General features: G+C 66.2%; 22 protein-coding genes. 11 read left to right on the top strand and 11 right to left on the bottom strand.

Going from position 1 to position 23,732, the window contains the following annotated elements; translation table 11 throughout:
* Positions 1–124 precede the first annotated feature (124 nt).
* The 3 genes from ACCQ09_RS18560 to ACCQ09_RS18550 all read right to left on the bottom strand — a co-directional run bounded on the left by ACCQ09_RS18560 (position 125) and on the right by ACCQ09_RS18550 (position 3,856).
* Positions 125–1,261, bottom strand: coding sequence for a copper resistance protein B (locus ACCQ09_RS18560; RefSeq protein WP_372386292.1), 1,137 nt, complete (start codon positions 1,259–1,261; stop codon positions 125–127).
* A 341-nt stretch (positions 1,262–1,602) separates the two neighbouring features.
* Positions 1,603–3,336, bottom strand: coding sequence for a copper resistance system multicopper oxidase (locus ACCQ09_RS18555; protein ID WP_228427830.1), 1,734 nt, complete (start codon positions 3,334–3,336; stop codon positions 1,603–1,605).
* 97 nt (positions 3,337–3,433) lie between these two features.
* A complete protein-coding gene (locus ACCQ09_RS18550; RefSeq protein WP_040941840.1) occupies positions 3,434–3,856 on the bottom strand; it encodes a CopL family metal-binding regulatory protein in 423 nt (140 codons plus the stop codon).
* Between the two features lie 129 nt (positions 3,857–3,985).
* On the opposite strand from ACCQ09_RS18550, the gene ACCQ09_RS18545 reads away from it, so the two are divergent.
* Both ACCQ09_RS18545 and ACCQ09_RS18540 read left to right on the top strand, forming a co-directional pair.
* A complete protein-coding gene (locus ACCQ09_RS18545; RefSeq protein WP_040941839.1) occupies positions 3,986–5,089 on the top strand; it encodes a PLP-dependent cysteine synthase family protein in 1,104 nt (367 codons plus the stop codon).
* Between the two features lie 185 nt (positions 5,090–5,274).
* The gene (locus tag ACCQ09_RS18540) at positions 5,275–7,299 is read left to right on the top strand and encodes a M3 family metallopeptidase (protein WP_040941838.1); all 2,025 of its coding nucleotides are present in this window, start codon (positions 5,275–5,277) and stop codon (positions 7,297–7,299) included.
* A gap of 623 nt (positions 7,300–7,922) precedes the next feature.
* On the opposite strand, the gene fabB is transcribed toward ACCQ09_RS18540, so the two are convergent.
* Positions 7,923–9,131: a beta-ketoacyl-ACP synthase I gene (fabB, locus tag ACCQ09_RS18535; RefSeq protein ID WP_227971065.1), complete on the bottom strand. Its 1,209-nt coding sequence runs from the start codon at positions 9,129–9,131 to the stop codon at positions 7,923–7,925.
* Positions 9,131–9,646, bottom strand: coding sequence for a 3-hydroxyacyl-[acyl-carrier-protein] dehydratase FabA (gene fabA / locus ACCQ09_RS18530; RefSeq protein WP_011035827.1), 516 nt, complete (start codon positions 9,644–9,646; stop codon positions 9,131–9,133). Before fabA ends, fabB begins: the two co-directional genes overlap by 1 nt.
* 206 nt (positions 9,647–9,852) lie before the next feature.
* Between fabA and dinB the strand changes: the two genes are divergently transcribed.
* Both dinB and ACCQ09_RS18520 read left to right on the top strand, forming a co-directional pair.
* Complete coding sequence (gene dinB / locus ACCQ09_RS18525) at positions 9,853–10,932, top strand: DNA polymerase IV (RefSeq protein ID WP_011035828.1); 1,080 nt, start codon at positions 9,853–9,855, stop codon at positions 10,930–10,932.
* Between the two features lie 136 nt (positions 10,933–11,068).
* On the top strand, positions 11,069–11,719 hold the full coding sequence (locus tag ACCQ09_RS18520) for a phosphoglycolate phosphatase (protein WP_011035829.1): 651 nt from the start codon (positions 11,069–11,071) through the stop codon (positions 11,717–11,719).
* Between the two features lie 348 nt (positions 11,720–12,067).
* On the opposite strand, the gene ACCQ09_RS18515 is transcribed toward ACCQ09_RS18520, so the two are convergent.
* Positions 12,068–12,460, bottom strand: coding sequence for a TfoX/Sxy family protein (locus ACCQ09_RS18515; RefSeq protein ID WP_011035830.1), 393 nt, complete (start codon positions 12,458–12,460; stop codon positions 12,068–12,070).
* Positions 12,457–12,939, bottom strand: coding sequence for a free L-methionine (R)-S-oxide reductase MsrC (gene msrC / locus ACCQ09_RS18510; RefSeq protein WP_019237988.1), 483 nt, complete (start codon positions 12,937–12,939; stop codon positions 12,457–12,459). The genes ACCQ09_RS18515 and msrC overlap by 4 nt, the downstream gene beginning before the upstream one ends.
* Positions 12,940–13,210: 271 nt before the next feature.
* On the opposite strand from msrC, the gene bioD reads away from it, so the two are divergent.
* Positions 13,211–13,885, top strand: a complete 675-nt coding sequence (bioD, locus tag ACCQ09_RS18505; RefSeq protein WP_012439302.1) for a dethiobiotin synthase — start codon at positions 13,211–13,213, stop codon at positions 13,883–13,885.
* Positions 13,886–14,041: 156 nt separating this feature from the next.
* Here bioD and ACCQ09_RS18500 read toward each other — a convergent pair whose 3' ends face one another.
* From ACCQ09_RS18500 to ACCQ09_RS18490, 3 genes are all read right to left on the bottom strand, one after another.
* The gene (locus ACCQ09_RS18500) at positions 14,042–14,377 is read right to left on the bottom strand and encodes a phasin family protein (protein WP_011035833.1); all 336 of its coding nucleotides are present in this window, start codon (positions 14,375–14,377) and stop codon (positions 14,042–14,044) included.
* 189 nt (positions 14,378–14,566) lie between these two features.
* Positions 14,567–14,920: a 6-carboxytetrahydropterin synthase QueD gene (gene queD, locus ACCQ09_RS18495; RefSeq protein WP_008576903.1), complete on the bottom strand. Its 354-nt coding sequence runs from the start codon at positions 14,918–14,920 to the stop codon at positions 14,567–14,569.
* 115 nt (positions 14,921–15,035) lie between these two features.
* Positions 15,036–16,424, bottom strand: coding sequence for a DEAD/DEAH box helicase (locus tag ACCQ09_RS18490; protein ID WP_050912442.1), 1,389 nt, complete (start codon positions 16,422–16,424; stop codon positions 15,036–15,038).
* A gap of 379 nt (positions 16,425–16,803) precedes the next feature.
* Between ACCQ09_RS18490 and ACCQ09_RS18485 the strand changes: the two genes are divergently transcribed.
* Complete coding sequence (locus tag ACCQ09_RS18485; protein WP_223647447.1) at positions 16,804–17,793, top strand: fumarylacetoacetate hydrolase family protein; 990 nt, start codon at positions 16,804–16,806, stop codon at positions 17,791–17,793.
* A gap of 43 nt (positions 17,794–17,836) precedes the next feature.
* Complete coding sequence (maiA, locus tag ACCQ09_RS18480; RefSeq protein WP_228427831.1) at positions 17,837–18,499, top strand: maleylacetoacetate isomerase; 663 nt, start codon at positions 17,837–17,839, stop codon at positions 18,497–18,499.
* Positions 18,500–19,018: 519 nt separating this feature from the next.
* On the opposite strand, the gene ACCQ09_RS18475 is transcribed toward maiA, so the two are convergent.
* Entirely contained in the window at positions 19,019–20,152 is a 1,134-nt protein-coding gene (locus tag ACCQ09_RS18475) for a PilT/PilU family type 4a pilus ATPase (RefSeq protein ID WP_012439300.1), read from the bottom strand.
* 98 nt (positions 20,153–20,250) lie between these two features.
* Between ACCQ09_RS18475 and ACCQ09_RS18470 the strand changes: the two genes are divergently transcribed.
* From ACCQ09_RS18470 to ACCQ09_RS18455, 4 genes are all read left to right on the top strand, one after another.
* Positions 20,251–20,634 (top strand): DUF4398 domain-containing protein, encoded by a 384-nt coding sequence (locus ACCQ09_RS18470; protein ID WP_011035838.1) that lies wholly within the window; start codon positions 20,251–20,253, stop codon positions 20,632–20,634.
* On the top strand, positions 20,631–21,521 hold the full coding sequence (locus ACCQ09_RS18465; RefSeq protein ID WP_228427832.1) for a coiled-coil domain-containing protein: 891 nt from the start codon (positions 20,631–20,633) through the stop codon (positions 21,519–21,521). Before ACCQ09_RS18470 ends, ACCQ09_RS18465 begins: the two co-directional genes overlap by 4 nt.
* A 341-nt stretch (positions 21,522–21,862) precedes the next feature.
* On the top strand, positions 21,863–22,081 hold the full coding sequence (locus tag ACCQ09_RS18460; RefSeq protein ID WP_014506549.1) for an HP1242/YdcH family protein: 219 nt from the start codon (positions 21,863–21,865) through the stop codon (positions 22,079–22,081).
* A gap of 231 nt (positions 22,082–22,312) precedes the next feature.
* Positions 22,313–23,683, top strand: a complete 1,371-nt coding sequence (locus ACCQ09_RS18455; protein WP_014506550.1) for a pyridoxal-phosphate dependent enzyme — start codon at positions 22,313–22,315, stop codon at positions 23,681–23,683.
* The last annotated feature ends 49 nt before the right edge of the window (positions 23,684–23,732 follow it).

Genomic DNA, 23,732 nt, shown 5'->3' with positions numbered 1-23,732 from the left:
CCAAAGCCGGAGCCAAAGCCAAAGCCAAGCAGAGGCTGGCCATGAGGGCGGCAGACGGAATCGGTCGCCAATGACTGCTGCCAATATTTTGGGGCCAGACATGCCGGCCCCTCCGCAGCGCCGGCTAGAACCACACCCGCACGCCGGCGACGAAGCGCGATTCGCGGGCGGGAGTGTCATCACCGTCGGCACGTTGTGCGCTATCGCCGAAACGGCGGCTGTGCACCCAGCCGATATATGGCGCGAATTTGCGTGTGATCTCGTAGCGCAGCCGCAGGCCTGCTTCGACCTGTTCCAGCCCGCTGCCGATGCCGCGCCGGTCATCGTCGGTGAGCGCGACGTCGGCTTCCACGCGCGGCTGCAGGATCAAGCGATTGGTGAGCAGCACGTCGTACTCGGCTTCCAGCCGAAATGCCGCGCGGCCGCCGCTGCCCAGATAGAGCGTGGCTTCGGTTTCGAACTTGTACGGGGCCAGCCCCTGCACACCGATGGCGGCCCAGCTCTGCCGTTGGCCGGGCGCGAGATCCTGGCGCGCGCCGAGCAGGACATCCCACCACGGCGAGATGGCATGGCCGTAGAAGGCTTCCAACGAGGCGTCATGGGTCTGGCCGCGCCGGCGCTCGCCTTCGCTGCGCAGCCACAGCCGGTCGATGTCACCGCCGAGCCAGGCGCGCGCTTCCCAGTCCTGGCCGCTGCCGGTGTGGTTGTCGGAGGCTTCCAGTCGGTCGAGCAACACGTAGTGATTGATGCCTGCTCCATGCATGGCATGACTGCGCAGCGGTGCAAACGCCGCGGCAATGTCGTCTGCGGTGGGAGCAGGGATCGGCTCGCGTGGCGATGTGGTTGCGGCCGGCGCGGTGTGTTGATGTGCTGCTTGCTGTGCGGTGGATGCTGGATCAGCGTGCAACATGTCGTGCATGTCGTGCATGTCGTGATGTTGCATGCCGGCGTGGTCCATTGCCTGCGTCGCTGGCGCGGCGCGTGGCGGCGTGCCGTCGGCACTGCGGGCGTGCTCTTGCGTTGGGTATGCCGAGTCCGCTGGATCGGCGTGCGGCATGTCGTGCGTGGCGTGGTGCTGCCTGCCGGCGTTGTCCATTGTCTGCGTCTGCGTCTGCGTAGCTGGCGTGGCGTGTGGCTGTGTGCCGCCGGCACCGTGCACGTGCGGTTGCGTTTGATGTGCCGAGTCCACTGTCGAAGCGGCATCGGTTGCAGGCGCTGCGGCGTGTGCATGCACTGCCGCCGCGTCATCGGAATGCTGCATGTCGTGCACATTCGCGGCCTGCTCTGTGTGCTGCATGTGCGCGTGATCCATTTCCACTGGTGGCACGGCCTGCGTGGCCCGCTGCAGAGAAGACGCTGATGTCGACGTTGAAGCAGACGCCGAAGCAGCGCCAGAGACTGAAGTGGGCGCGGATGCAGCAGCTCCCACCGTAGCTTCACCCGCATCATCCACACGTGTGGGCGCAGGCCTCTCCATCGCCTGCGCATTGTCCACCTGCACCGCTGTTGCAGCATGCATCTGGTGATGCGCATGGTCTTGCGCAGTTGCGGTCGCGCTGGCGATGACGGCGGCCAATAACAAATGACGGGTCTGCATGGCGTTCATGCCTCCACCCGCACTTCGCGCATCATGCCCGCTTCCATGTGGTAAAGCAGATGGCAGTGATAGGCCCAGCGGCCCAGCGCATCGGCGCGTACGCGGTAGCTGCGGCGTGTACCGGGTGGCATGTCGATGGTGTGCTTGCGCACCTGGAAGTTGCCATCGGCATCTTCCAGATCGCTCCACATGCCGTGCAGGTGGATGGGGTGCTGCATCATGGTGTCGTTGACCAGCACGATACGCAGCCGCTCGCCGTAGTGCAGCCGCAAAGGCTCGGCCGAGGCGAAGGCGATGCCGTCGAAGGACCAGGCGAACTTCTCCATGTGGCCGGTCAGGTGCAACTCGATTTCGCGGCCCGGTGCGCGGCCGTCTGGGTCGTCGAACAGGCTGTGCAGATCGCCGTAACAGAGCACGCGGCGGCCGTTGTTGCGCAGGCCAACGCCAGGATCGTCCAGGCGTGGTGCGCTGGCATTGCTGCGCATGTCGATCAGCGGGTTGTGGTCTTCGCTGGCGGGGTGGTGTGGCGCGCGCGAGGATGCACTGGCGTGGCCGTGCTGTGCCGGCATGTCATGCATTGCGCCATGCGCCATCCCACCGCCGTGCCCCATGTCCTGCATGGTGAGGATGGCGCGCGGATCCTGTGCCGGAACCGGCGCCTGCAAGCCGTGGCGCACCGCCAGCGTGCCGCATGCGAAGCCAGTGCGGCCCATGTCCTGCGCGAACAGCGTAAAGGCATCCTGGCCGATGGGTTCGACGAGGACATCGAAGGTTTCGGCGGCGGCAATGCGCAACTCGTCCACGCTGACCGGATGCACATATTGGCCGTCGGCGGCGACCACGGTCATGCGCAGCCCGGGGATGCGGAGATCGAAATACGTCATCGACGAACCATTGATGAAACGCAACAGCACCTTTTCGCCAGGCTTGAATAGTCCGGTCCAGTTGCCGGCCGGCGCCACGCCGTTGAGCAGGTAGGTATAGGTGTTGGCGTTGACGTCGGACAGGTCGGTCGGGGTCATGCGCATGCGCCCCCACATGCCGCGGTCGGCCAGGGTGGCGCGCAGCCCGTCTTCGCGCGCATCACGCACGAAGTCGCCCACGGTGCGCTGGGCATAGTTGTCGTGGCTGGGCATCTGCTTGAGCCGGCGGAACAGCGCGGCCGGGTCCAGATCGGTCCAGTCCGACAGCAGCACCACGTGCTCGCGATCGAACCGATAGGGCGGCGGTGCCAGCGGGTCGATCACGATCGCGCCGTACAGCCCGGCCTGCTCCTGGAACATCGAATGGCTGTGATACCAGTAGGTGCCGGATTGGCGCAGCGCGAAGCGGTACAGGTACTCCTGGCCCGGCGCGATACCGTCGAAACTCATGCCGGGCACGCCGTCCATGTTGGCCGGCAGCAGCAAGCCGTGCCAATGCACGGAGGTGAACTGGTCGGCCAGGGCGTTACGCACCCGCACGCTGACGGTGTCGCCCTCGCGCCAGCGCAGCGTGGGGGCCGGCAGCGACTGGTTGACGGTGATGGCGCTGCGCGCGCGGCCGGTGAGGTTGACCGGCATACGGCCGATCTGCAGCGCTGCGGCGCTGCCACGCAGGACGGCGGGCGTGGCGTAGGTGGGGGTGGCGCGTGCCTCGCTGCGCCACAGGCCGGTGGCCGCGGCAACGCCGCCCAGCGCCAGGCCGTGCACGAAGCGGCGGCGGGCCAGCCCGCCATGGGACAAGGGATCGAATGACATGAAGCCTCCAGGCGCGGCCCACAGGGTGCAGGCAACGCGCATCGCAATGGGTCCTGCGCACGCGCGCAGGGGCGACGACGGCTGCTGCCGTCGAGGCTCAGGCGATGGGAGGTCGGACCGGTTGCTCGGGCATCGGGTTCGCGCGCCCCTCGGCCAAGGCGCCCGGCATTGCGGGGCGGCCGGCCAGCGCCGCGGGCACCGCCGGCAGTGTCAGCAGGGCCAGGCTGCAGTGCTGCAGGCAGTCGCAGCTGACCAATTTGCAGCAGTCGCCTTTGCCCGCATGCTGCGCGTGATCCGGGTCGGGCAGCGGCATCGCAGCGGGCGAGGCCATGTCTTCATGACATGGCAGTGCGTCCGGCGCGGCCGCGTGCATGCCACGCGCGGTCGCGGCCATCGCCGCCGACCCCAGCGCGGCCGAGCCCATGGCCGGCATCGCCATGCCCACCGACGCCCACGCGCCGGTGGCCGTATTGGCAACCAGGCACAGGCACAGCAGCAGGCGAAGCAGGCAATGCGGCACGGGTAATCGAGCGAGCGGTCAGGTGCGCCGAGCATACCATCGGCGTCGTGGCCGCCCGGATGACCCGCCGCCCTTGGCACATGCGCGGCGGCGGTAGAATCAACGCTTCTCTCGCAGCACAGCCTTGCCATGTCGCAGCGCCAGTGGGTGGCCGCCGCCATCCAGAAGATCGAAGCCGATTTCAACCGCTCGGCCGATACCCACCTGATTCCGATGGACCTGCCGGGGTATACGGGCATCGACCTGTACTTCAAGGACGAGTCCAGCCACCCCACCGGCAGCCTCAAGCACCGGCTGGCGCGCTCGCTGTTCCTGTACGCGCTGGCCAACGGCTGGCTGCGCGAAGGCCGGCCGGTGATCGAGGCCTCCAGCGGCTCCACCGCGGTGTCGGAGGCCTATTTCGCACGCCTGCTCGGGGTGCCCTTCATCGCGGTGATGCCGGCCTCGACCTCGCCGGAGAAGATCGCCGCCATCGCATTCCAGGGCGGGCGCTGCCATCTGGTCGAGCGTGCCTGCGACCTGGACAGCGCCTCGCACCAGCTGGCGCGCGAGACCGGCGGGCACTTCATGGACCAGTTCACCTACGCCGAGCGCGCCACCGACTGGCGTGCCAACAACAACATCGCCGAGTCGATCTTCAAGCAGCTTTCCGAAGAGCCGCACCCCATTCCGGAGTGGATCGTCTGCAGCCCCGGCACCGGCGGCACCAGCGCCACGCTGGGCCGCTATGTGCGCTACCGGCGCCACGACACCCGCATTCTGTGCGCGGACCCGGAAGTGTCGGTGTTCTTCGACGGCTATTGCCGCGCCGTGGACGGGCAGTGCCCCAAGGAACTGGCCATCACCGGTGGCTCGCGCATCGAAGGCATCGGCCGCCCGCGGGTGGAGTCCAGCTTCATCGCCAGCTGCGTGGATGTGATGATCAAGGTGCCCGATGCCCTGAGCCTGGCGGCCATGCGTCATGTGAGCGCCACGCTGGGCAAGCGCGTCGGCGGCTCCACCGGCACCAACTTCGTCGGCGTGCTGCAGGCGGCCCAGCGCATGCGTGACGAGGGCCGGCAGGGCTCCATCGTTACCATCCTGTGCGATGCCGGCGAGCGTTATGCGCACAGCTATTACGACCCGGCCTGGTATGTGGCGCGCGAGATCGACGTGGACGCCAGCGACGCGGCCATTGCCGCGGCCGTGGCCGGCGCCGCGTTACCCGCCCTGCCTTGTGCTGCGCTGGAATGATCGCCATCTGCTAGGTGCGGCTGTCGCAACGCGCTGCGCGCCACCAGGCGTGCGCGCTCGGTGTCGGGACCGGCGGTGCTTCACGCACACCGGGTGACCGACACAACAGTCGCACCCTGACGAGGCCACGCGCGGTCCTGCGCGCCCCCCGATGCCCCCTGATTCACCCAATTGCCGGAGCTCCCATGACTAACCCGCTGCTCGATTTTTCCGGACTGCCGTCCTTCGATGCGATCCGCCCCGACCATGTGGGCCCGGCGATCGATCAGCTGCTGGCCGATGCCGAGGCAGCGGTGAAGGCGGCCGAACAGGTCAGCCCGGTCAGCTGGGACAGCTTCGTGGTGCCGCTGGATGACGCCACCGAGCGCCTGTGGCGCGCCTGGGGCCAGGTCGGCCACCTGCAGGCAGTGATGAATACCCCCGAGCTGCGCGAGGCCTACAACAGCAATCTGCCCAAGGTCAGCCGCTTCGGCAGTGCACTGGCGCAGAACCTGGCCCTGTACGCGCAATACAAGGCGCTAGCCGCCTCGCCGGAAGCTGCGCACTACGACGAAGCCCGGCGCAAGGTACTCGACAACGCGCTGCGCGATTTCCGCCTGGGCGGCGCCGAACTGGACGACGCCTCCAAGGCGCGCTTTGCACAGATCCAGGAAGAGTTGTCCGGCCTGGCCGCCAAGTTTTCGCAGAACGTGCTCGACGCCACCGACGCGTGGGCGCATGTGACGCAGGACGAGACCCAGTTGTCGGGCCTGCCGGCCGAAGTGGTTGCCGCCGCACGCGCGGCAGCGGAAAAGGACGGAGTTGCCGGCTGGAAGTTCACCTTGCAGATGCCGTGCTACCTGCCGGTGCAGAGCGATGCCGACAGCCGCGAACTGCGCGCGCGGTTGTACCGCGCCAATGCCGAGCGCGCCTCCGAATTCGGCGATGCCGCGCTGGACAACAGCGCCACCATCCAGCGCATCCTGGCGCTGCGGGCCGAGCTGGCACAGCTGCTGGGCTTTGCCAGCTACGCGGACTATTCCATCGCCACCAAGATGGCGCAGAGCCCGGATGAAGTGATGGGATTTCTGCGCGATCTGGCCGTGCGTGCCAAGCCGTATGCACAACAGGATCGTGCCGAACTGGAAGCCTTTGCGCGCGACGAACTCGGCTTGGAACAGCTGGAAGCCTGGGACCTGGCGTATGCCGGCGAAAAGCTCAAGCAGGCGCGCTACAGCTTCTCCGAGCAGGAAGTGAAGCAGTACTTCACCGAGCCCAAGGTGCTGGCTGGCCTGTTCGATGTGATCCATAGCCTGTACGGCCTGACTGTCAAACCCGATAGCGCGCCGGTCTGGCACCCGGATGTGCGCTTCTATCGGCTGGAAGATGCGCAGGGCGCACTGGTTGGGCAGTTCTATCTGGATCTGTACGCGCGCGAGGGCAAGCGCGGTGGTGCATGGATGGACGACTGCCGCAATCGCCGCGAGACCAGTCAGGGCGTGCAGACGCCGCTGGTGTATCTGGTGTGCAATTTCGGCCGTGGCAGCGGCGATGCGCCGGCCACGTTCCGGCATGGCGAAGTCACCACGCTGTTCCATGAAATGGGCCACGGCCTGCATCAGTTGCTCACCCGTATCGGCGAGCTCGGCGTGGCCGGCATCAATGGCGTGGAATGGGATGCAGTGGAGCTGCCCAGCCAGTTCATGGAGAACTTCTGCTGGGAATGGGAGCGTGTGCAGGCGATGACCGCGCACGTGCAAACCGGCGAGCCGCTGCCGCGCAATCTCTTTGACCGACTGCTGGCCGCGCGTAATTTCCAGAGCGGCATGTTCACCGTGCGTCAGCTGGAATTCGCGTTGTTCGACATGCAATTGCACAGTAGTTTCGATCCGGCCCAGGACAGCGTGCTGGAGTTGATCGAGCGCGTGCGCGACGAAGTGGCAGTGAATCGCCCACCGGCGTGGAATCGCTTCCCGCATCAGTTCAGCCACATTTTCGCAGGCGGCTACGCGGCCGGGTATTACAGCTACAAGTGGGCCGAGGTGCTCAGCGCCGATGCCTACGCGGCGTTCGAAGAAGCGCCCGAGCAGGTGGCCGACACCGGCGCGCGGTTCCGGCATGAAGTGCTGGCGCGTGGCGGCAGCCGCAGCGCAGCGGACAACTTCCGCGCCTTCCGTGGACGCGCGCCCAAGATCGACGCGCTGCTGCGGCACAACGGCATGGCGGGCTGAGCCTGCCAGGCGTGCGCCTGCCGTCGCTGGCAGGCGCTGCGTTCGCAGTGCATGCGTTCGCCGTGGAGTGCGGTGGTTTGTTTTATGGCGCATCACCCGGCAGCGCACCGGCGTTGCAGGTGCTTGCGGCCGGAGAGGGTGTGCCGTAAACCGGCGAGGCCTCCATCGCAAGGCGCGTCAAGCAAGAGATACGCGCAAATATCGAACGGACCAACCGCGAGCGGGCCGAGATCGATGCGGCCAGGCGCTTGCAGCGCAAGCGTGATCAGGCCCGTATGGCGTGCGGCAGCAGGCAGCGTGCGGCTGAGCAGAGCGCTTCCAGGGAGTCGAATGGGCAGCCCACCAGCGTCGGGACGGCGGTGGAAGATTGCGACCGATTGCGGGACGAATAAGGTGCTGCACCTGCGCTTTCGCGCAGGGCGGTAAAGCGTGATTGCACCTCACTGCGCTCACAGGTGCGTGTCGTCAACACGCATGCTGGCAGGGCTGCCCGGTGTAAGCATTTGCACCACACGTCCCCGCACAGATGCAAGACAGGCAAGCCCTTGCACCGCGCGGACACGGATCGCATCTCCGTCTCCGCGTATCGGCACAACGCGATCACGCGCGTCCGCATGCCGCCATTACACCCGGCCGAACACCAGCACGCCGTTGGTGCCGCCGAAGCCGAAGCTGTTGGACATCACCGTGTTCAACCTCGCCTCGCGTGTGGCGCGCAGGATCGGGAAGCCTTCCGCACGCGGATCGAGTTCGTCGATATGCGCCGAGCCGGCCATGAAGCCATCGCGCAGCATCAGCAGGCTGTAGATCGCCTCGTGCACGCTTGCCGCACCCAGCGAATGACCGGACAACGCCTTGGTCGACGACAGCGGCGGCACGTTGTCGCCGAACACCTCGCGCACCGCGCCCAGCTCGGTCACATCGCCCAGCGGGGTGGAGGTGCCGTGCGTGTTGAGATAATCGATCGGGCGGTCGAGCCCCTGCATCGCCATGTGCATGCAGCGCACCGCGCCCTCGCCGCTGGGCGCGACCATGTCCGCGCCATCGGAGCTCACGCCGTAGCCCAGCAGTTCGGCATGGATGCGGGCGCCGCGCGCGATGGCGTGGTCGTAGTCTTCCAGCACCAGCATGCCGCCGCCGCTGCCGATGACGAACCCATCGCGTTGCGCATCGTATGGACGCGAGGCCACTGCCGGCCGATCGTTGAAGCCGGTGGACAGCGCACCCATCGCATCGAACATCACGCTCATGGTCCAGTGCAGTTCTTCGCCGCCGCCGGCAAACATCACATCCTGCGCGCCATGCCGGATCAGATCCGCGGCCGCGCCAATGCAATGCGCCGAGGTCGCGCAGGCGGCTGACAACGAATAGCTCAGGCCGCGGATCTTGAAGGCGGTGGCCAGCGAGGCCGAGACCGCCGAACACATCGTGCGCGGCACCATGTACGGGCCTACCTTGCGCACGCCGCGTGCGCGTAGCAGATCGGCCGTTTCCACCTGCCACTGGCTGGAGCCGCCGCCGGAGCCGGCAATCACGCCGGTGCGCAGGTCGCTGACCTGCTCGGGCGACAGGCCGGCATCGGCAATGGCATCGCGCATCGCCAGGTAGGCGTAGGCCGAGGCATCGCCCATGAAGCGCTTGAGCTTGCGGTCGATCAACCCGTCCAGGTCGATGTCCACTGCGCCGCCCACCTGGCTGCGCAGACCGGCGTCGGCATGGTCAGGTAATGCGGTGATGCCCGAGCGGCTTTCGCGCAGCGCGCTGGAGACCGTGTCCAGGTCATTGCCCAGGCACGAATTGATGCCCATTCCGGTGACGACAACACGGCGCATCAGAAATTCTCCGTCGAAGTGAACATGCCCACGCGCAGATCCTTGGCGGCGTAGATCTCGCGCCCATCCACCAACATGCGCGCATCGCTCTGTGCCATCACCAGCTTGCGGTTGATGACCCGGCTGATCTCGATTTCGTAGGTCACCAGCGTTGCGGTGGGCAGCACCTGGCCGGTGAATTTCACCTCGCCACAGCCCAGCGCGCGTCCGCGGCCCGGCGCACCGATCCAGGTGAGAAAGAAGCCGGTCAGTTGCCACATCGCATCCAGGCCGAGGCAGCCGGGCATCACCGGGTCGCCGATGAAGTGGCAATTGAAGAACCACAGGTCCGGGCGGATATCGAGCTCGGCGCGGATCAGGCCCTTGCCGTGGCTGCCGCCGTTGTCGTTGATCTCGGTGATGCGGTCGAACATCAGCATCGGGTCGTTCGGCAGACGGCCGCTGTTGGGGCCGAACAATTCCCCGCGCGCGCTGGCCAGCAATTGGTCACGCGAGTACGCATTTTGACGAGTCATCACGAACGGTTCCCTGCAAGAGCAAAAGGCGAGGGCGGCAAGCGTGCATGAGCCCGTACGGTTCAATCAAACGTTTTATCCGTACGCATGCGTAGTGTTTTCAAGCAATTGCGCACTGCAGCAACTGCGGGCCAACGACTGGCGCAAGGCATGAGACGCGGCTGATTTATCATGCGCAGCAAGACTGTGCTGGGGAATCTGGCTTGATGCGCAAGATCGTTCACGTGGACATGGATGCGTTCTACGCGTCCGTGGAACAACGTGATGATCCGTCGCTGCGCGGCAAGCCGGTGGTGGTGGCCTGGCGCGGCGCGCGCTCGGTGGTGTGCGCTGCCTCGTATGAAGCACGCACCTTCGGCATCCGCTCGGCGATGCCGGCCGTACGCGCCGAGCGCTTGTGCCCGGATGCGGTCTTCGTGCCGCCGGATTTCGCACGCTACAAGGCGGTGTCGCGGCAGGTGCGCGAGATCTTTCACCGGCACACCGACCTGGTCGAGCCGCTATCGCTGGACGAAGCGTATCTGGACGTCACCGAAGCCAAGACCGGCATGCAGTTGGCCACGGAAATCGCGCAGCTCATCCGGACCCAGATCCGCGAAGAAACCCAGCTCACCGCGTCGGCAGGCATCGCGCCCAACAAGTTCCTGGCCAAGATCGCCTCGGATTGGCGCAAGCCCGATGGCCAGTTCGTGATCGCGCCCAGTCGCGTGGATGCCTTCCTGCTGCCGCTGCCGGTCAACCGTATTCCCGGCGTGGGCAAGGTCATGGATGGCAAGCTGGCGGCGTTGGGCATCGTCACCGTGAGTGACTTGCGCTTGCGGCCACTGGAAGAACTGCAGGCGCATTTCGGCAGTTTCGGGCAAAGCCTGTACCGGCGTGCACGCGGCATCGACGAGCGGCCGGTGGAGCCGGACCAGGAAGTGCAATCGGTGTCTTCCGAGGACACCTTCAGTGAAGATCTGGCACTTGATGCGCTTGACCCGCACATCCAGCGGCTGGCCGAAAAGACCTGGCATGCGACGCGGCGCACCGAGCGGATTGGCCGCACGGTGGTGCTCAAGCTGAAGACCTCCAACTTTCGCATCCTCACTCGCTCGTATACGCCCGAGCAGCCGCCGGCGTCGTTGCAGGGGCTGGTCGATATCGCGTTGGGGCTGACCCGGCGCGTGGAGTTGCCGCCGGAGACACGTTACCGCCTGGTCGGCGTGGGGCTGAGCGGTTTTTCCGACCCCGAGCTGCAGGCCGCGGTGCAGGGCGAATTGTTCGGCGAGGTGCCGCAGCAGTAACGCGCTGACACGGCCTGCGGCAACGACCGATGCCGCGGACGCACCCGCACTCACCCCGCTGATTGCAGCACTGCACTGACACGTCCTGAATCAGCCGCTTCGTACATTGCGCGCTCCCCTACGCAAAGGCGACCCGATGTTTCCGTATCCGCTGGTGATCTTCGACCTGGATGGCACGCTGGTGGACAGCGCATCGGATATTGCCGAGGCCCTCAACGGCACCTTGCAGGAACTCGGCCTGCAGCAGTTTCCCGAAGCCACCGTGCGCAGCTGGATCGGCGAGGGCGTACACACACTGTTGGCCACCGCGTTGCGCGAAGCAGGCAGCGACCGCGATGTGGATGCGGAAATGCCGGTGATGATGCGCCACTACGAAGCCAGCCTGCTGCATCATCCGCACTTGTATCCAGGCGTTGCCGAGGCCTTGCCTGCGTTGCGCAGCGCAGGCGCCACGCTGGCGTTATGCACCAACAAGCCGGCGCGTTTCATCCAGCCCTTGCTCGAACACCTGGGCATTGCGGCGCAGTTTGCGACGGTGCTCGGCGGCGATTCGTTGCCGCAACGCAAGCCTAGTGCAGCGCCCTTGCTGCATCTGGCGCAGCAGTTCCAACACGCGCCCGCGCAGTGCCTGATGGTGGGCGACTCGGCCACCGATGCCGCCGCTGCGCAGGCCGCCGGCATGCCGTTGGCGATGGTGCGGTATGGCTACCTGCGTGGCTTCGATGTGGAGCACGCCGGCGCGGTTGCGGTGATCGACGACATGCGCGCGCTGCTCATGTTGCACTGAGCTGCGGGTTGTTGAGTGACGCGTGACGCGGCAAATCAGCGGTAATGGATGCGTCCTTTGCCGAGGTGCATGACGCATGCAGCGCGCTGACGCAGTTTGCAATGAATCGCATATGTGTAGATGCGCGGATCGCGAGGCTGTATGCGTGACCGAGGGGTGACGCCCACGCCCGGCGTGCGGCTGGACCAGTGCGGCCGGTTCGGCAACACCCTCAGTCCCAGCCTCATAGCGGCGCTTCGAGGACTGGGCCACGGGCAAACGTTAAGCGCTTCGCTCGTGCCGACCTTGCAGGCCGCAGCGGCGCGCTAGCGGCCCGTCACACACGCATATGCGCTGCGTGCGGCCGCGTTACTCGTCGTGCGTGGCGGGCTGCGCGTCGTCGCCGGCCACGTCGGTGGCATCGTCTGCCAGCGCATCGCTGTCGGCGCGCGCGTAATGCACGGTTTCCACCGGGCCACCGACCGGGCGGCCACGTGCGGCCGGCAGCAGTGCGCTGGCGGCTTCGTATTCGGCCAGCAAGGCATGCCGGCGCGCTTCCGGCACTTCCTGCCAATGGCAATCGGCAAGCGCACCTTCCAGCGAATACAGCAGATTGAGGCTGGGCTTGAATCCGGCACGACGCACTTTTACAAACGCGCCCACCGCGCCCACGGCCTGCAGGTCCTGCTGGGTGCGCAGGCCCACCTGGCGTAGCCAAGCCGCGCTCTTGGGGCCGATGTTGCGCAGCCGTTCGGTAGTCACGTCAACGCGCCGACGAAGACCTGCGCGATGGCTTCCAGTCCGCGCTGGTCGTCCGCGTCGAAACGGTCCAGTTCCGGGCTGTCCAGGTCGAGCACGCCGATCAGCGTGTCGCCTTGCACCAGCGGCATCACCAGCTCCGACCGCGACGCCGAATCACAGGCGATATGCCCGGGAAACGCGTCCACATCGGCGATGCGCTGAGTCTGCCGGGTACTGGCGGCCGCACCGCACACACCCTTGTCCAACGGGATGCGCACGCAGGCGGGCAGCCCCTGGAAGGGCCCGACCACCAGTTCGCGGCCGTCGTAGAAATAGAACCCCGCCCAGTTGAGCGACGGCAGTGAATTGAAGATCAGCGCGGCCAGGTTGGCAGCGTTGGCGATCCGGTCCGGCTCGCCGTGCACCAGAGCCTGGGCCTGGGCGGTGAGCTGGGCATATTGTTCCGGCTTGCTGCCGGTCAGCGAAGAGGTGGCGAACATGCGCAAAGTCTAGCAGCGGCCATCCGCAGCGTCGTTGCGACGCCACGGAGCAGGTGCGCGGGCTGCAGGGCCGGCAGGACCCCAAGGGGCGCGCCGCGCACACGACCATCCCGGGCCGCGCGCCGCATATGCCGCCCAGCCAAGCGGCCCGCCATGCATTGGTTCGTTTCAGAAGGCATGGCAGATGCCACGCAGGCGCGTGCAGCAAACGCCCGCACGGTATGCTGCGCGGCCTCTCCGGCAATGGCGGCGCGGCCGCAGGAACAGGTGCATGCAGTTTCCCGCCTTCTACGTCACTGGCACCGATACCGGCATCGGCAAGACCGTTGCCAGCACGGCTTTGTTACATGCGGTGCGAGCACGCGGCCACACCGCAGTGGGCATGAAGCCGGTGGCCAGTGGCTGCGTCGCAACCCCGCAGGGTTGGCACAACGAAGACGCGCTGGCGCTGCAAGCCGCCAGCCAGCCGCAGCCGGACTACGCCACCCTCAATCCATATGCGTTGCCTGCGGCGTTGGCCCCGGAACTGGCTGCCGCCGATGTCGGCGTGAGCCTGTCGCTGGTGCCGCTTCAGCTGGCCTTTGCGCAGCTGCGCGCGCAGGCCGAGGTGGTGGTGGTGGAAGGGGTCGGCGGCTGGGCGGCGCCGCTGAGTGCGCAGCTGGATCAGGCCGATCTGGTGCGCACACTGCAGCTGCCGGTGGTGCTGGTGGTGGGCGTGCGCCTGGGCTGCATCAACCATGCGCGCCTGACCGCCGCGGCCATCGCCGCCGATGGCCTGCGCTGCATCGGCTGGATCGCCAACGAGATCGACCCGCAGATGGAGCGCATCGAGGACAACATCCGCATGCTCGGCCAGCGCCTGGCGATGCCGTGCTGGGGGCGCATTCCGTGGCGCCCCAACGCCCAGGCCGAGGGCCTGGCGCAGCACATCCGCCTGCCGGAGTGAACCCAGCGGCTGCGCACGCAGCCACATCGACCGTGCCGGCCATCGCCGCCTGCGCCGGTCACCAGACAATAAAAAAGCCCGACAGAGGGAGGGATCTGTCGGGCCGGATTGCATGGGGGGAGGGACCCATGCAAAGACGCTGAATTTTGGTGGCCGTTACTTGCGCCGGGTCTTGCCTGTTGCGCCGGTCTGATCGCTGCCGGTCTCGAACTGCTGCTTGGCAAACTGCCCAAGTTCGCTGGACATCTTCAGCCCCATGCCAACCACTTCCTGATTGACCGACGCCAGACGTTCCAGGTTGTCGCGGGCCAGTTGCAGCCCTTTCGGCCAGAGCGTCTGATAGGCGCCCAGGTCGCGCGCCTGCGCAAACTCACCGAAGAAGCTGGTGGTCGCGTTGACGTTCTGTTCCAGCGTGTCCAATGCCAACTGGTTGGCACGTGCTGCGGCAGAAGCAAACTGACTGGTGAAGCTGTTTTCGAACTGCGCCGACATCGCGAACCCCTTGGGGAATGCTGTGACCGTTTGTTGCGTTGCAGCATACGCGGATGTTGTTGCGATGCAACATGTTTCCTGAAAATTTTCCAACCGACCTGAAAAGTGGTTTCCAATCAACCGCTTGCGTTGCGCTCAAAACGAGAAAGGCCGCCTCGGAGGGCGGCCTTCGGTCACCATTTGCGCCAATCAACCGCGATAGCGGCAGCCGGAAGTGCAGGTCTCGTGCACCACGATTTCGCTCAACTGCGGCAAGGCCGGCTTGAGCTGCTGCCAGATCCAGATGGCCAGGCGTTCGCTGGTGGGGTTTTCAAGCCCCTCGATGTCATTGAGGTAGTGGTGATCGAGCCGGTCGTAGATCGGCTGGAAGGCAGCCTTGATGTCGCCGAAGTCCATGATCCAGCCGGTCTCGGCACCCGGTTCGCCGCTGACATGCAGCTCGACCCGGAACGAATGCCCATGCAGCCGTGCGCACTTATGGCCCGGCGGAACGTTGGGCAACCGGTGGGCGGCCTCGAGCGTAAATACTTTGAAGATATCCATGGCGTTGATCGGCAGGCGCGTGCAGAGGAAGGTGGGCCGGACGTTGCCGGCGTCGGTGTGGCTGACAGGACAAGGGCCGCATGGCGGCCCTTGTCGTTACCGTCAGTCGCGGGCGTTAGGCGCCGCGGCTGGCCGGCCGGCCACTGCCACCACGACCAGCGTCGCGACGGCCGGCACCGGCGCCGGCAGTGGCCTGACGCGGCCCGCTGCTGCGCTGGCCACCCGGCTTCTTCGGGCCGGCATGGGCGTGCGCCTGACGCGGTGCATCGCCATGCGGGCGACGGGCGTGGCTCTTGCGCAGGGCGCGATCGCCACCCGGCTGCTCGGCACGGCCCGGGGCGCTGTTGCCCCAGCGGATCGGGGTCTGCGGCTCGTAGCCCGGCACGTCGCGGATTTCCACGTCGCGGCCCAGCATGCGCACGATCTGACGCAGCAGCTTGGCTTCGTCCTGTGCCACCAACGAGATCGCCTCGCCGGTCGAACCGTTACGGCCAGTGCGGCCGATGCGGTGCACGTAGTCCTCGGCCACCATCGGCAGGTCATAGTTGATGACCTTCGGCAACTGGTCGATATCGATACCGCGCGCGGCGATGTCGGTGGCCACCAGCACGGTCACGCGGCCGGCCTTGAAGTCGCTCAGTGCACGCATGCGCTGGCCCTGGCTCTTGTTGCCGTGGATCGCCGCGGTCTTGATGCCGGACTTCTCCAGGAACAGCGCCAGCTTGTCGCTGCCGTGCTTGGTGCGTGCGAAGACCAGGGTCTGCTCGCGGCTGTCCTGCGCCAGCAGGTGCAGCAGCAGGTCGCGCTTGCGCGCGCCATCGACCGGGTGCACGCGGTGGGTGATGCTCTCGGCCACGGTGTTGCTCGGGGTGACCTGGATCTGCATCGGGTTGCGCATGAACTCCAGCGCCAGCTGCTTGATGTTCTCCTCGAACGTGGCCGAGAACAGCAGGGTCTGGCGGTCCTGCCGCGGCAGCTTGGTCAGGATGCGCTTGATCGACGGCAAGAAGCCCATGTCGAGCATGCGGTCGGCTTCATCCAGGATCAGCACTTCGATGCCGGACAGGTCCACGCTGCGGCGCTCGATATGGTCGATCAGCCGGCCCGGGCAGGCGATCAGCAGGTCCACGCCACGACGCAGCGCATCAAGCTGGTTGCCCATGCCCACGCCGCCGTAGATCACCGCGCTCGGAATGCGCAGGTACTTGCTGTAGCCGCGCAGGCTGTCGTGCACCTGGGTGGCCAGCTCGCGGGTGGGGGTCAGGATCAGCGCGCGCGGCTTGCGCGGGCCGTTGACCGGCTGCGGGGTGGTGCCCAGGTGCTGCAGCAGCGGCAGGCCGAACGCGGCGGTCTTGCCGGTACCGGTCTGTGCGCCAGCCAGCAGGTCATGGCCGGCCAGCACGAGCGGGATCGCCTGCTGCTGGATGGCGGTGGGGGTTTCATAGCCCTGCTCGGCCAATGCGCGCAGCAGGAAGGGCGCCAGGCCCAAGGATTCAAAAGACATCAGGAAGCTCCAAGTAAAGCGTCGCCACCAGGCAGAGCCCGGAGCGCAGACGCATTGCAGATGCAAAAAAGTGAGGCTCGGAGCGTTCCCGTGAACCGCGCTGCGAGATGGTGGAACAACCCAATCAAAGAGCGATGGGTTTGTCGGCACCACGAAAGGCGTCGGGTGGGGCGGGCGAGCGGATCGATCGATCCTGGCCTCGCCGGCGGTCCCTAAGGGAAACGGACGGCCGCATGCAGACCCGGCAAGTGTACGCCCGATTGGCGCGCTGCACAAAACTGTGTGATCGCGGTTGGGGAACGGGTCAGTTGTTTCAGCTGCAACCACGTGGCGCGGCAGGTCGTACAATCGGTGCTTCAGCCACAGCCGCAGGACGGTCATGAAGCTAGGTTCCCTGAAGGAAGGCGGCCGCGACGGCTGCTTGATCGTGGTCTCGCGTGACCTGACCAGCGCGGTGCGCGCTACCGGCATCGCGCCGACGCTGCAGCGCGCGCTGGAAGACTGGAGCAACGTGGCGCCGCGGCTGAACGCCCTGGCGGACTCCCTCGACGATGGCAGCGCCGATGGCGTGTTTGCGCTGGACATGCAGGCGCTGGCCGCGCCGCTGCCGCGCGCCTACGAGTTCGTCGATGGCAGCGCCTACCTGCCACACGTGGAGCGGGTGCGCCGCGCGCGCAACGCTGAAGTGCCCGAGAGCTTCTACACCGATCCGCTGATGTACCAGGCCACCAGCGCCGGCTTCTACGGCCCGCGCGACGCCATCAAGGTGATCAGCGAAGACCATGGCATCGATCTGGAAGCCGAATTGGTGGTCATCACCGACGATGTGCCGATGGGCGCCTCACCTGAGCAGGCGGCTGCGCATATCCAGCTGATCGGCCTGGTCAACGATGTCTCGCTGCGCAACCTGATTCCGGCCGAGCTCGGCAAGGGCTTCGGCTTTGTGCAGTCCAAGCCGCGCTCGGCGCTGTCGCCGGTGTTCGTCACCCCCGACGAGCTGGGCGATGCCTGGCGCGACAACAAGGTGCATCTGCCGCTGGTGACCCACGTCAACGGCGCCTGGTTTGGCGCGCCCGAGGCCGGCCACGACATGCAGTTCGACTTTGCCCAGCTGATTGCCCACGCCGCCAAGACCCGTCCATTGTCGGCCGGCACCATTGTCGGCTCCGGCACCATTGCCAACCAGGACACATCCCTGGGCGCCTCCTGTTTTGCCGAGCAGCGCGTGGTGGAGACGCTGCGCGATGGCAGCCCGAGCACGCCGTTCATGGCGTTCGGCGATGTAGTGCGCATCGAGATGATGGACGCGCAGGGCCACAGCATCTTCGGGGCGATCGAACAGCGCGTCGAACGCCAGCCGCTGCCATGAACCAGATGCCGATGCTCACGCATGCGGCAGGGCAGGGGCAGGCATGAGCGCGCCCCTGGAGCTGTTTTCGTACTGGCGCTCCAGCGCCGCCTATCGCGTACGCATCGGGCTGCAGCTGAAGGCGCTGGCCTACGTCGCGCACCCGGTGCATCTGGTGCGCGATGGCGGCGAGCAACACGCCGCCGCCTACGCGCAACTCAACCCGCAGGAGCTGGTGCCGACGCTGCGGCACGGGCAGGTGGTGATCCCGCAGTCCCTGGCCATCCTCGAATACCTGGACGAGGCATTTGCGGACAGCGCGCCGCTGTTGCCGACCAGCCCCGCCGCGCGTGCGCGGGTGCGGGCGCTGGCACAGGTGATCGCTTGCGATGTGCACCCGCTCAACAACCTGCGCGTTACCCAATTCCTGGAGCACACCTGGGACGTCTCGCCAGCGCAGCGCCATCACTGGACTGCGCACTGGATGCAGCAAGGGTTGGCAGCGCTGGAAACCCACCTGGCGGGCGACGCACAGACCGGGCAGTTCTGCCACGGCGACACGCCGGGCCTGGCCGATTGCGTGCTGGTGCCGCAGCTCTACAACGCGCGCCGGTTCGCCGTGGAGTTGGCGCCGTATCCGACGCTGCAGCGGATCGAACAGGCCTGCCTGGCACTGCCGGCGTTCGATGCGGCACGGCCGGAAACGCAGCCTGACGCGGCAGTCTAGACGCGGAGAATGCCGGTCGCATCTGCCGTTCGGGCAGCCTTCCGCAATGCGGGGGGCGCAGAGCGATCGATGCGCGTGCGGCCGCTGATGCTCACGCCGGTCTACTGCAGGGTGCTGATCTGCGCCAGCGCTGCAGTGCCCTTGCCCGCCCACCCTCGCGGGACACGCTGCAAGGACGTCCTTCTAAGCGCTTACGTGGCATCCATGCCGCGTCAGGTCCCGCGACGGTGGGCGGGCAAGGACCAGTCAAGATGGTCGTTGCGTGTAACTATTCTCAAAGCAACCAGCAGACTTTCTGGTGCGGTGTTCTCGCCGATCGCGGGACCATGTGGCGGCATGGATGCCGCCACTGAGCCTCCACGGAAGGATTCACGGCGTGTCCCGCGAGCGGCGGGGGCGCCGCGCGCTCGACCGACCAGGCGTTTTGCTCTGGACTTCTCACTGCATCCAGCAAGATGCGACCAATAAAACCACTGCGCTCACCGCCAGGCAGGCGCACGCTACATTTTGTTGGTCGTTCTAAATAAACCCATGGCTGATCTTCGGCGCCGAGGCCGACTCGTAGTCGGCATACGGATCGTGCTCGCCGGAGCCGCCTTCGGAAAGACGGAATTTCAGCGCCAGGCCATCGCGCGAATCGGCCGCGCGCAGCGCTTCCTCCTGCTCGATCTCGCCGGTCTTGACCATCCGGAACAGGCACTGGTCGAAGGTCTGCATGCCTTCTTCCAGCGATTCCTCCATCGCCTGCTTGACCTCGTGCACCTGCCCGCGACGCAGCAGGTCGCGGATCATCGGCGTGTTGAGCAGCACCTCGGTGGCCGGGCGGCGGCGCCCGTCCAGGCCCTTGACCAGGCGCTGGGACACCACTGCGCGCAGATTCAGTGCCAGGTTCATCAGCACGTTCTTGTGCGCGCTTTCCGGGAAGAAGTTGAGAATGCGCTCGATGGTCTGGTCGGCGTTGTTGGAGTGCAGCGTCGCCAGGCACAGATGGCCGGTTTCAGCGAAGGCGATCGCCGCCTCCATGGTCTCGGCGTCCAGGATCTCGCCGATCAGGATCACGTCGGGCGCCTCGCGCATCGCGTTCTTCAGCGCGCTCTGGAAGGCGTGCGTGTCCAGGCCCACCTCGCGCTGGTTCACGATCGACATCTTGTGCTTGTGCAGGTACTCGATCGGGTCCTCGATGGTGAGGATGTGCCCGGTCGTGGTGCTGTTGCGGTGGTCGATCATTGAGGCCAGCGAGGTCGACTTGCCCGAGCCGGTCGAACCGACCACCAGCACCAGCCCGCGCGGGGTCATGATGACGTCCTTGAGCACCTGCGGCAGGTTGAGCTCCTCGATGCTCGGGATCCGGCTGCGGATGGCACGGATCACCATGCCCACTTCGCCGCGCTGCTTGAACACGTTCACGCGGAAGCGCCCGGCGTCGGACAGAGCGATGGCCATGTTGAGTTCCAGCTCGCGCTCGAACTGCGGCACCTGGCCTTCGTCCATCAATGAGTAAGCGATTTTCTTGACCATCCCCGGCGGCAACCCCGTATTGCCGAGCGGGTAAAGCTTGCCTTCGATCTTGATGTACACCGGCGCGCCGGTGGTCAAGAACATGTCCGAGGCATTCTTTTCGGTCATCAGCTTCAGGAAGTAGCCGATATCCATGCGCAATGGTTCCCCAACAAACAGCAGCGTCTCGTTGCAAGTCCGCCGCAGGCTTCCGACAATGGCCGTGCTCGAGACTTCTCGCTACGGCTCCCCTAATGACGGCTAGCTTCGCATACTTGCGGCGATCCCTGTATGGCATCGCCTGTTTCATGGTTCTCTCCGCTCCCGCCGCCGCCCAGGTGGCGCCGGAGCTCACTGCCGCCGAACAGGCCGTGCAACGCGCCACCCAGGCCGATGCCGACCAATACGCCCCTGATCTGGTCAATCTGGCCCGCCAGGAACTGATGCAGGCCCAGCAGGCGCAACTGGACAAGCGCCAGCGCAAGCAGGTGCCACAGATCGCCCTGCGCGCCGCCGCCGATGCCGACCTGGCCAAGGCGCGCAGCGAAGAGGCGGTGGTCAGCGCCCAGCTGGAGCAACGCCGCAAGGAAGTGGCGCAACTGCAGAACAGCCTCAACACCGGGGAGGGCGGCCGATGAAACTGCGCCCCTTCCTCTATATCGGTGTGCTGAGCCTGGCCACGCTGCCGTCGCTGGCGATGGCGGCCAAGGACGACCCGCAGGCCGATGCGCTCACCCGCCGGCTGGCCGCGTTGCAGAACGATCCGCAGACCAGTGACCTGGCCCGCTACGAGCGCCTGCAGGCGCAACAGACCGTGGCGGCCCTGGCCGAAGCCAAGCGTCGCGACCGCGATGAGCTGGTGTTCCTGGCCGACCGCCGGGTCGAGATTGCCGAGCTCACCGCCCGCACCGCGCTGGCCCGGCGCGAGCTGGACCGTCTGGAAGGCACCCGCAACGACTTGCTGATCGAAGCCAGCCGTCGCGATGCCTCCCGCGCCCGGCAGGAGGCCGAGCGTCTGCGCGTGCAGGCGCAGATCCAGGCCGAGGAAGCCGAGCGCATGCGCCAGGCGGCCGAGCAGGAAACCCTGGCGCGCCAGGATGCCGAGCTGGCCCTGACCAGCGTGGCCGGCAAGCAGACCGCCAAGCTCAACGCGGCCCAGCAAAAGGCCCTGCAGCTCGCCCACGAAGAGGCCGAACTGGTGGCCGGGGCCAAGCTGCCGTCGTCCAAGGTCGATGGCCGCGGCGAAGTGTTCTCGCTCGGCAGCGACGCCTTTGCCGGCAAGACGGCCCTGGCCGGTGCCGGTTCCGGCCAGGCCAAGGCGCTGGCCGAGTACCTGCAGATCGGCAAGAAGGGCCGGGTCACCATCGTCGGCTACGACAGCGACGCGGCCACGGCCAAGAAGCGTGCCGAAGCGCTTCGCGATGCCCTGGTCGCCGGTGGCGTTGCCGCCACGCGCGTGCAGGTCAGTGGCACCAAGGGCACCGCCAGCAAGTCGCGTGCGGCTGAGGTCGTTGTGCTGCCGTAGTCCAAGTGGTTGAAGTTAAGGTCTTTTAACCGGCGGATGACGCCCGGTTGAACCGCGGTCACTGATTGATGCGGGGAACGGCAAAAGCTGCCGTTTCGGCCTTGAACGCCCCCCGCGACCGGCGTAGGGTCGTATCTCCAGGCAGCAACTCCGCCGCCTGGAAAAGTACGGAGGGCCGGGCCAGTGACGCAGAGGCACGCAGCGACGCAACACGGTGGAATGGTTGGTGGTGGTTCCGCCCATGTGTCGGCCTTTGCAACGCGTCGGTCTTCCATCCCCAAGCTGCGCCCCATGCCTTCGCTGGCCGGGGCGTTCTTGTTTTAAGTGAAGGAGGTAACGCCATGTTCGAAGGGCAACCGCAGACCGAAATCGACGCATTGATGAAGTCCGATCCCGAGTTCAAGCAGCTCTACCAACGGCACAAGTTCTTGAACAAGAAATGCATGGATGCCGAACTCGGGGTGCTCCCGATCGACGACGTGACCTTAGGCCAGATGAAACGCGAGAAATTGCAGGCCAAAGAGAAACTCACCCGGATGTACGACCAACTCACGCACTGATCCTCTCCCACTGCTAAGAACAAGTTCACCGTCGCGGGCGGTGGCGGCCTCCTCGTCGGCTTGCCACCGTCCGCGTCGCCTTTTCTGGCAGCCGCTCGTTGCAGGGCAGGGGGCCGGATGTACATCCGCGTTCATCGGCGCGCTCAATCGCTTCCTGCCTGAATGAGCATTCCCCGGCGGTTCGTCGGATAATGACCGGTCTAGCCCGCGCGGCGCAGCGACGATATCCCGATGGCGATCCATTCCTCCGTACTCGAACTGATTGGCAATACGCCGATCGTCAAGGCCCAGCGCCTGGACACCGGTGTCTGCGAACTGTTCCTCAAGCTGGAGGCATCCAACCCGGGCGGCTCGATCAAGGACCGTATCGGCTTGTCGATGATCGAAGCGGCCGAGCAGCGCGGCGACCTGAAGCCGGGCGCCACCCTGGTGGAAGGCACGGCCGGCAACACTGGCCTGGGCCTGGCGCTGGTCGCGCAGCAGAAGGGCTACCGCCTGATCCTGGTGGTGCCGGACAAGATGAGCCGCGAGAAGATCTTCAATCTCAAGGCGATGGGCGCCGATGTGGTGCTGACCCGCTCGGACGTGGCCAAGGGGCACCCGGAGTATTACCAGGACTTGGCCGCCAAGATCGCCTCGGAGACCCCGGGCGCCTACTTCATCAACCAGTTCGGCAACCCGGACAACCCGGCTGCGCATGAGTTCGGTACCGGGCCGGAAATCCTGGCGCAGATGGATGGCCAGCTGGACGCGATCGTGTTTGGCTGCGGCAGCTCCGGCACCATGACCGGCCTGTCGCGCGCCTTCGCCACTGCTTCGCCGCAGACCGAACTGGTGCTGGCCGATCCGGTGGGCTCGATCCTGACCGAGTACATCGAAGAGGGTACGGTGAGCGAGAAGTCTGGCAGCTGGTTGGTCGAAGGCATCGGCGAGGATTTCCTGCCGGATATCTCCGATTTCTCGCGGGTCAAGAAAGCCTATTCGATCAGCGATGCGGAAAGCTTCCACACCGCGCGCGAGCTGCTGGCCAAGGAGGGCATCCTCGGCGGCTCGTCCACCGGCACGCTGCTGGCCGCAGCGCTGAAGTACTGCCGCGAGCAGACCACGCCCAAGCGCGTGCTGGTGTTCGTCTGCGATACCGGCAACAAGTACCTGTCGAAGATGTACAACGACTATTGGATGCTGGACAACGGCTTCCTGGAGCGCGAACAGCACGGCGACCTGCGTGACCTGATCCTGCGCCCGTACAACAAGCGCGACACCGTGGTGGTGGGTCCCAAGGACCTGCTGACCACCGCCTACCAGCGCATGAAGCTGTACGACGTCTCGCAGTTGCCGGTGATCGATAATGGCGAGCTGGTCGGCATCGTCGATGAGAGCGATGTGCTGCTGCATGTGTATGGCGACGAAGCACGGTTCCGCGACCCGATCTCCACTGCAATGGTCAGCAAGCTCGACCGTCTGGACGTGGCCTCGCCGATCGAAGCGCTGCTGCCGGTGTTCGATCGCGGCCAGGTCGCCATCGTCATGGACGGCAACCAGTTCCTGGGCCTGATTACCCGTATCGACCTGCTCAACTACCTGCGCCGCCGCGTGCAGTAATGCGTGCCGCCGCCGTGCGTGCTCGCATGAGACGCACGGCATGGGCCAT

Origin of the sequence: Xanthomonas sp. NCPPB 2586 (assembly GCF_041475775.2) — a bacterium.
In the GTDB taxonomy this organism is placed as follows: domain Bacteria; phylum Pseudomonadota; class Gammaproteobacteria; order Xanthomonadales; family Xanthomonadaceae; genus Xanthomonas; species Xanthomonas campestris.
The sequence above is the reverse complement of the archived record's forward strand: the minus strand, read 5'-3'. Positions and strand labels throughout refer to the sequence as shown.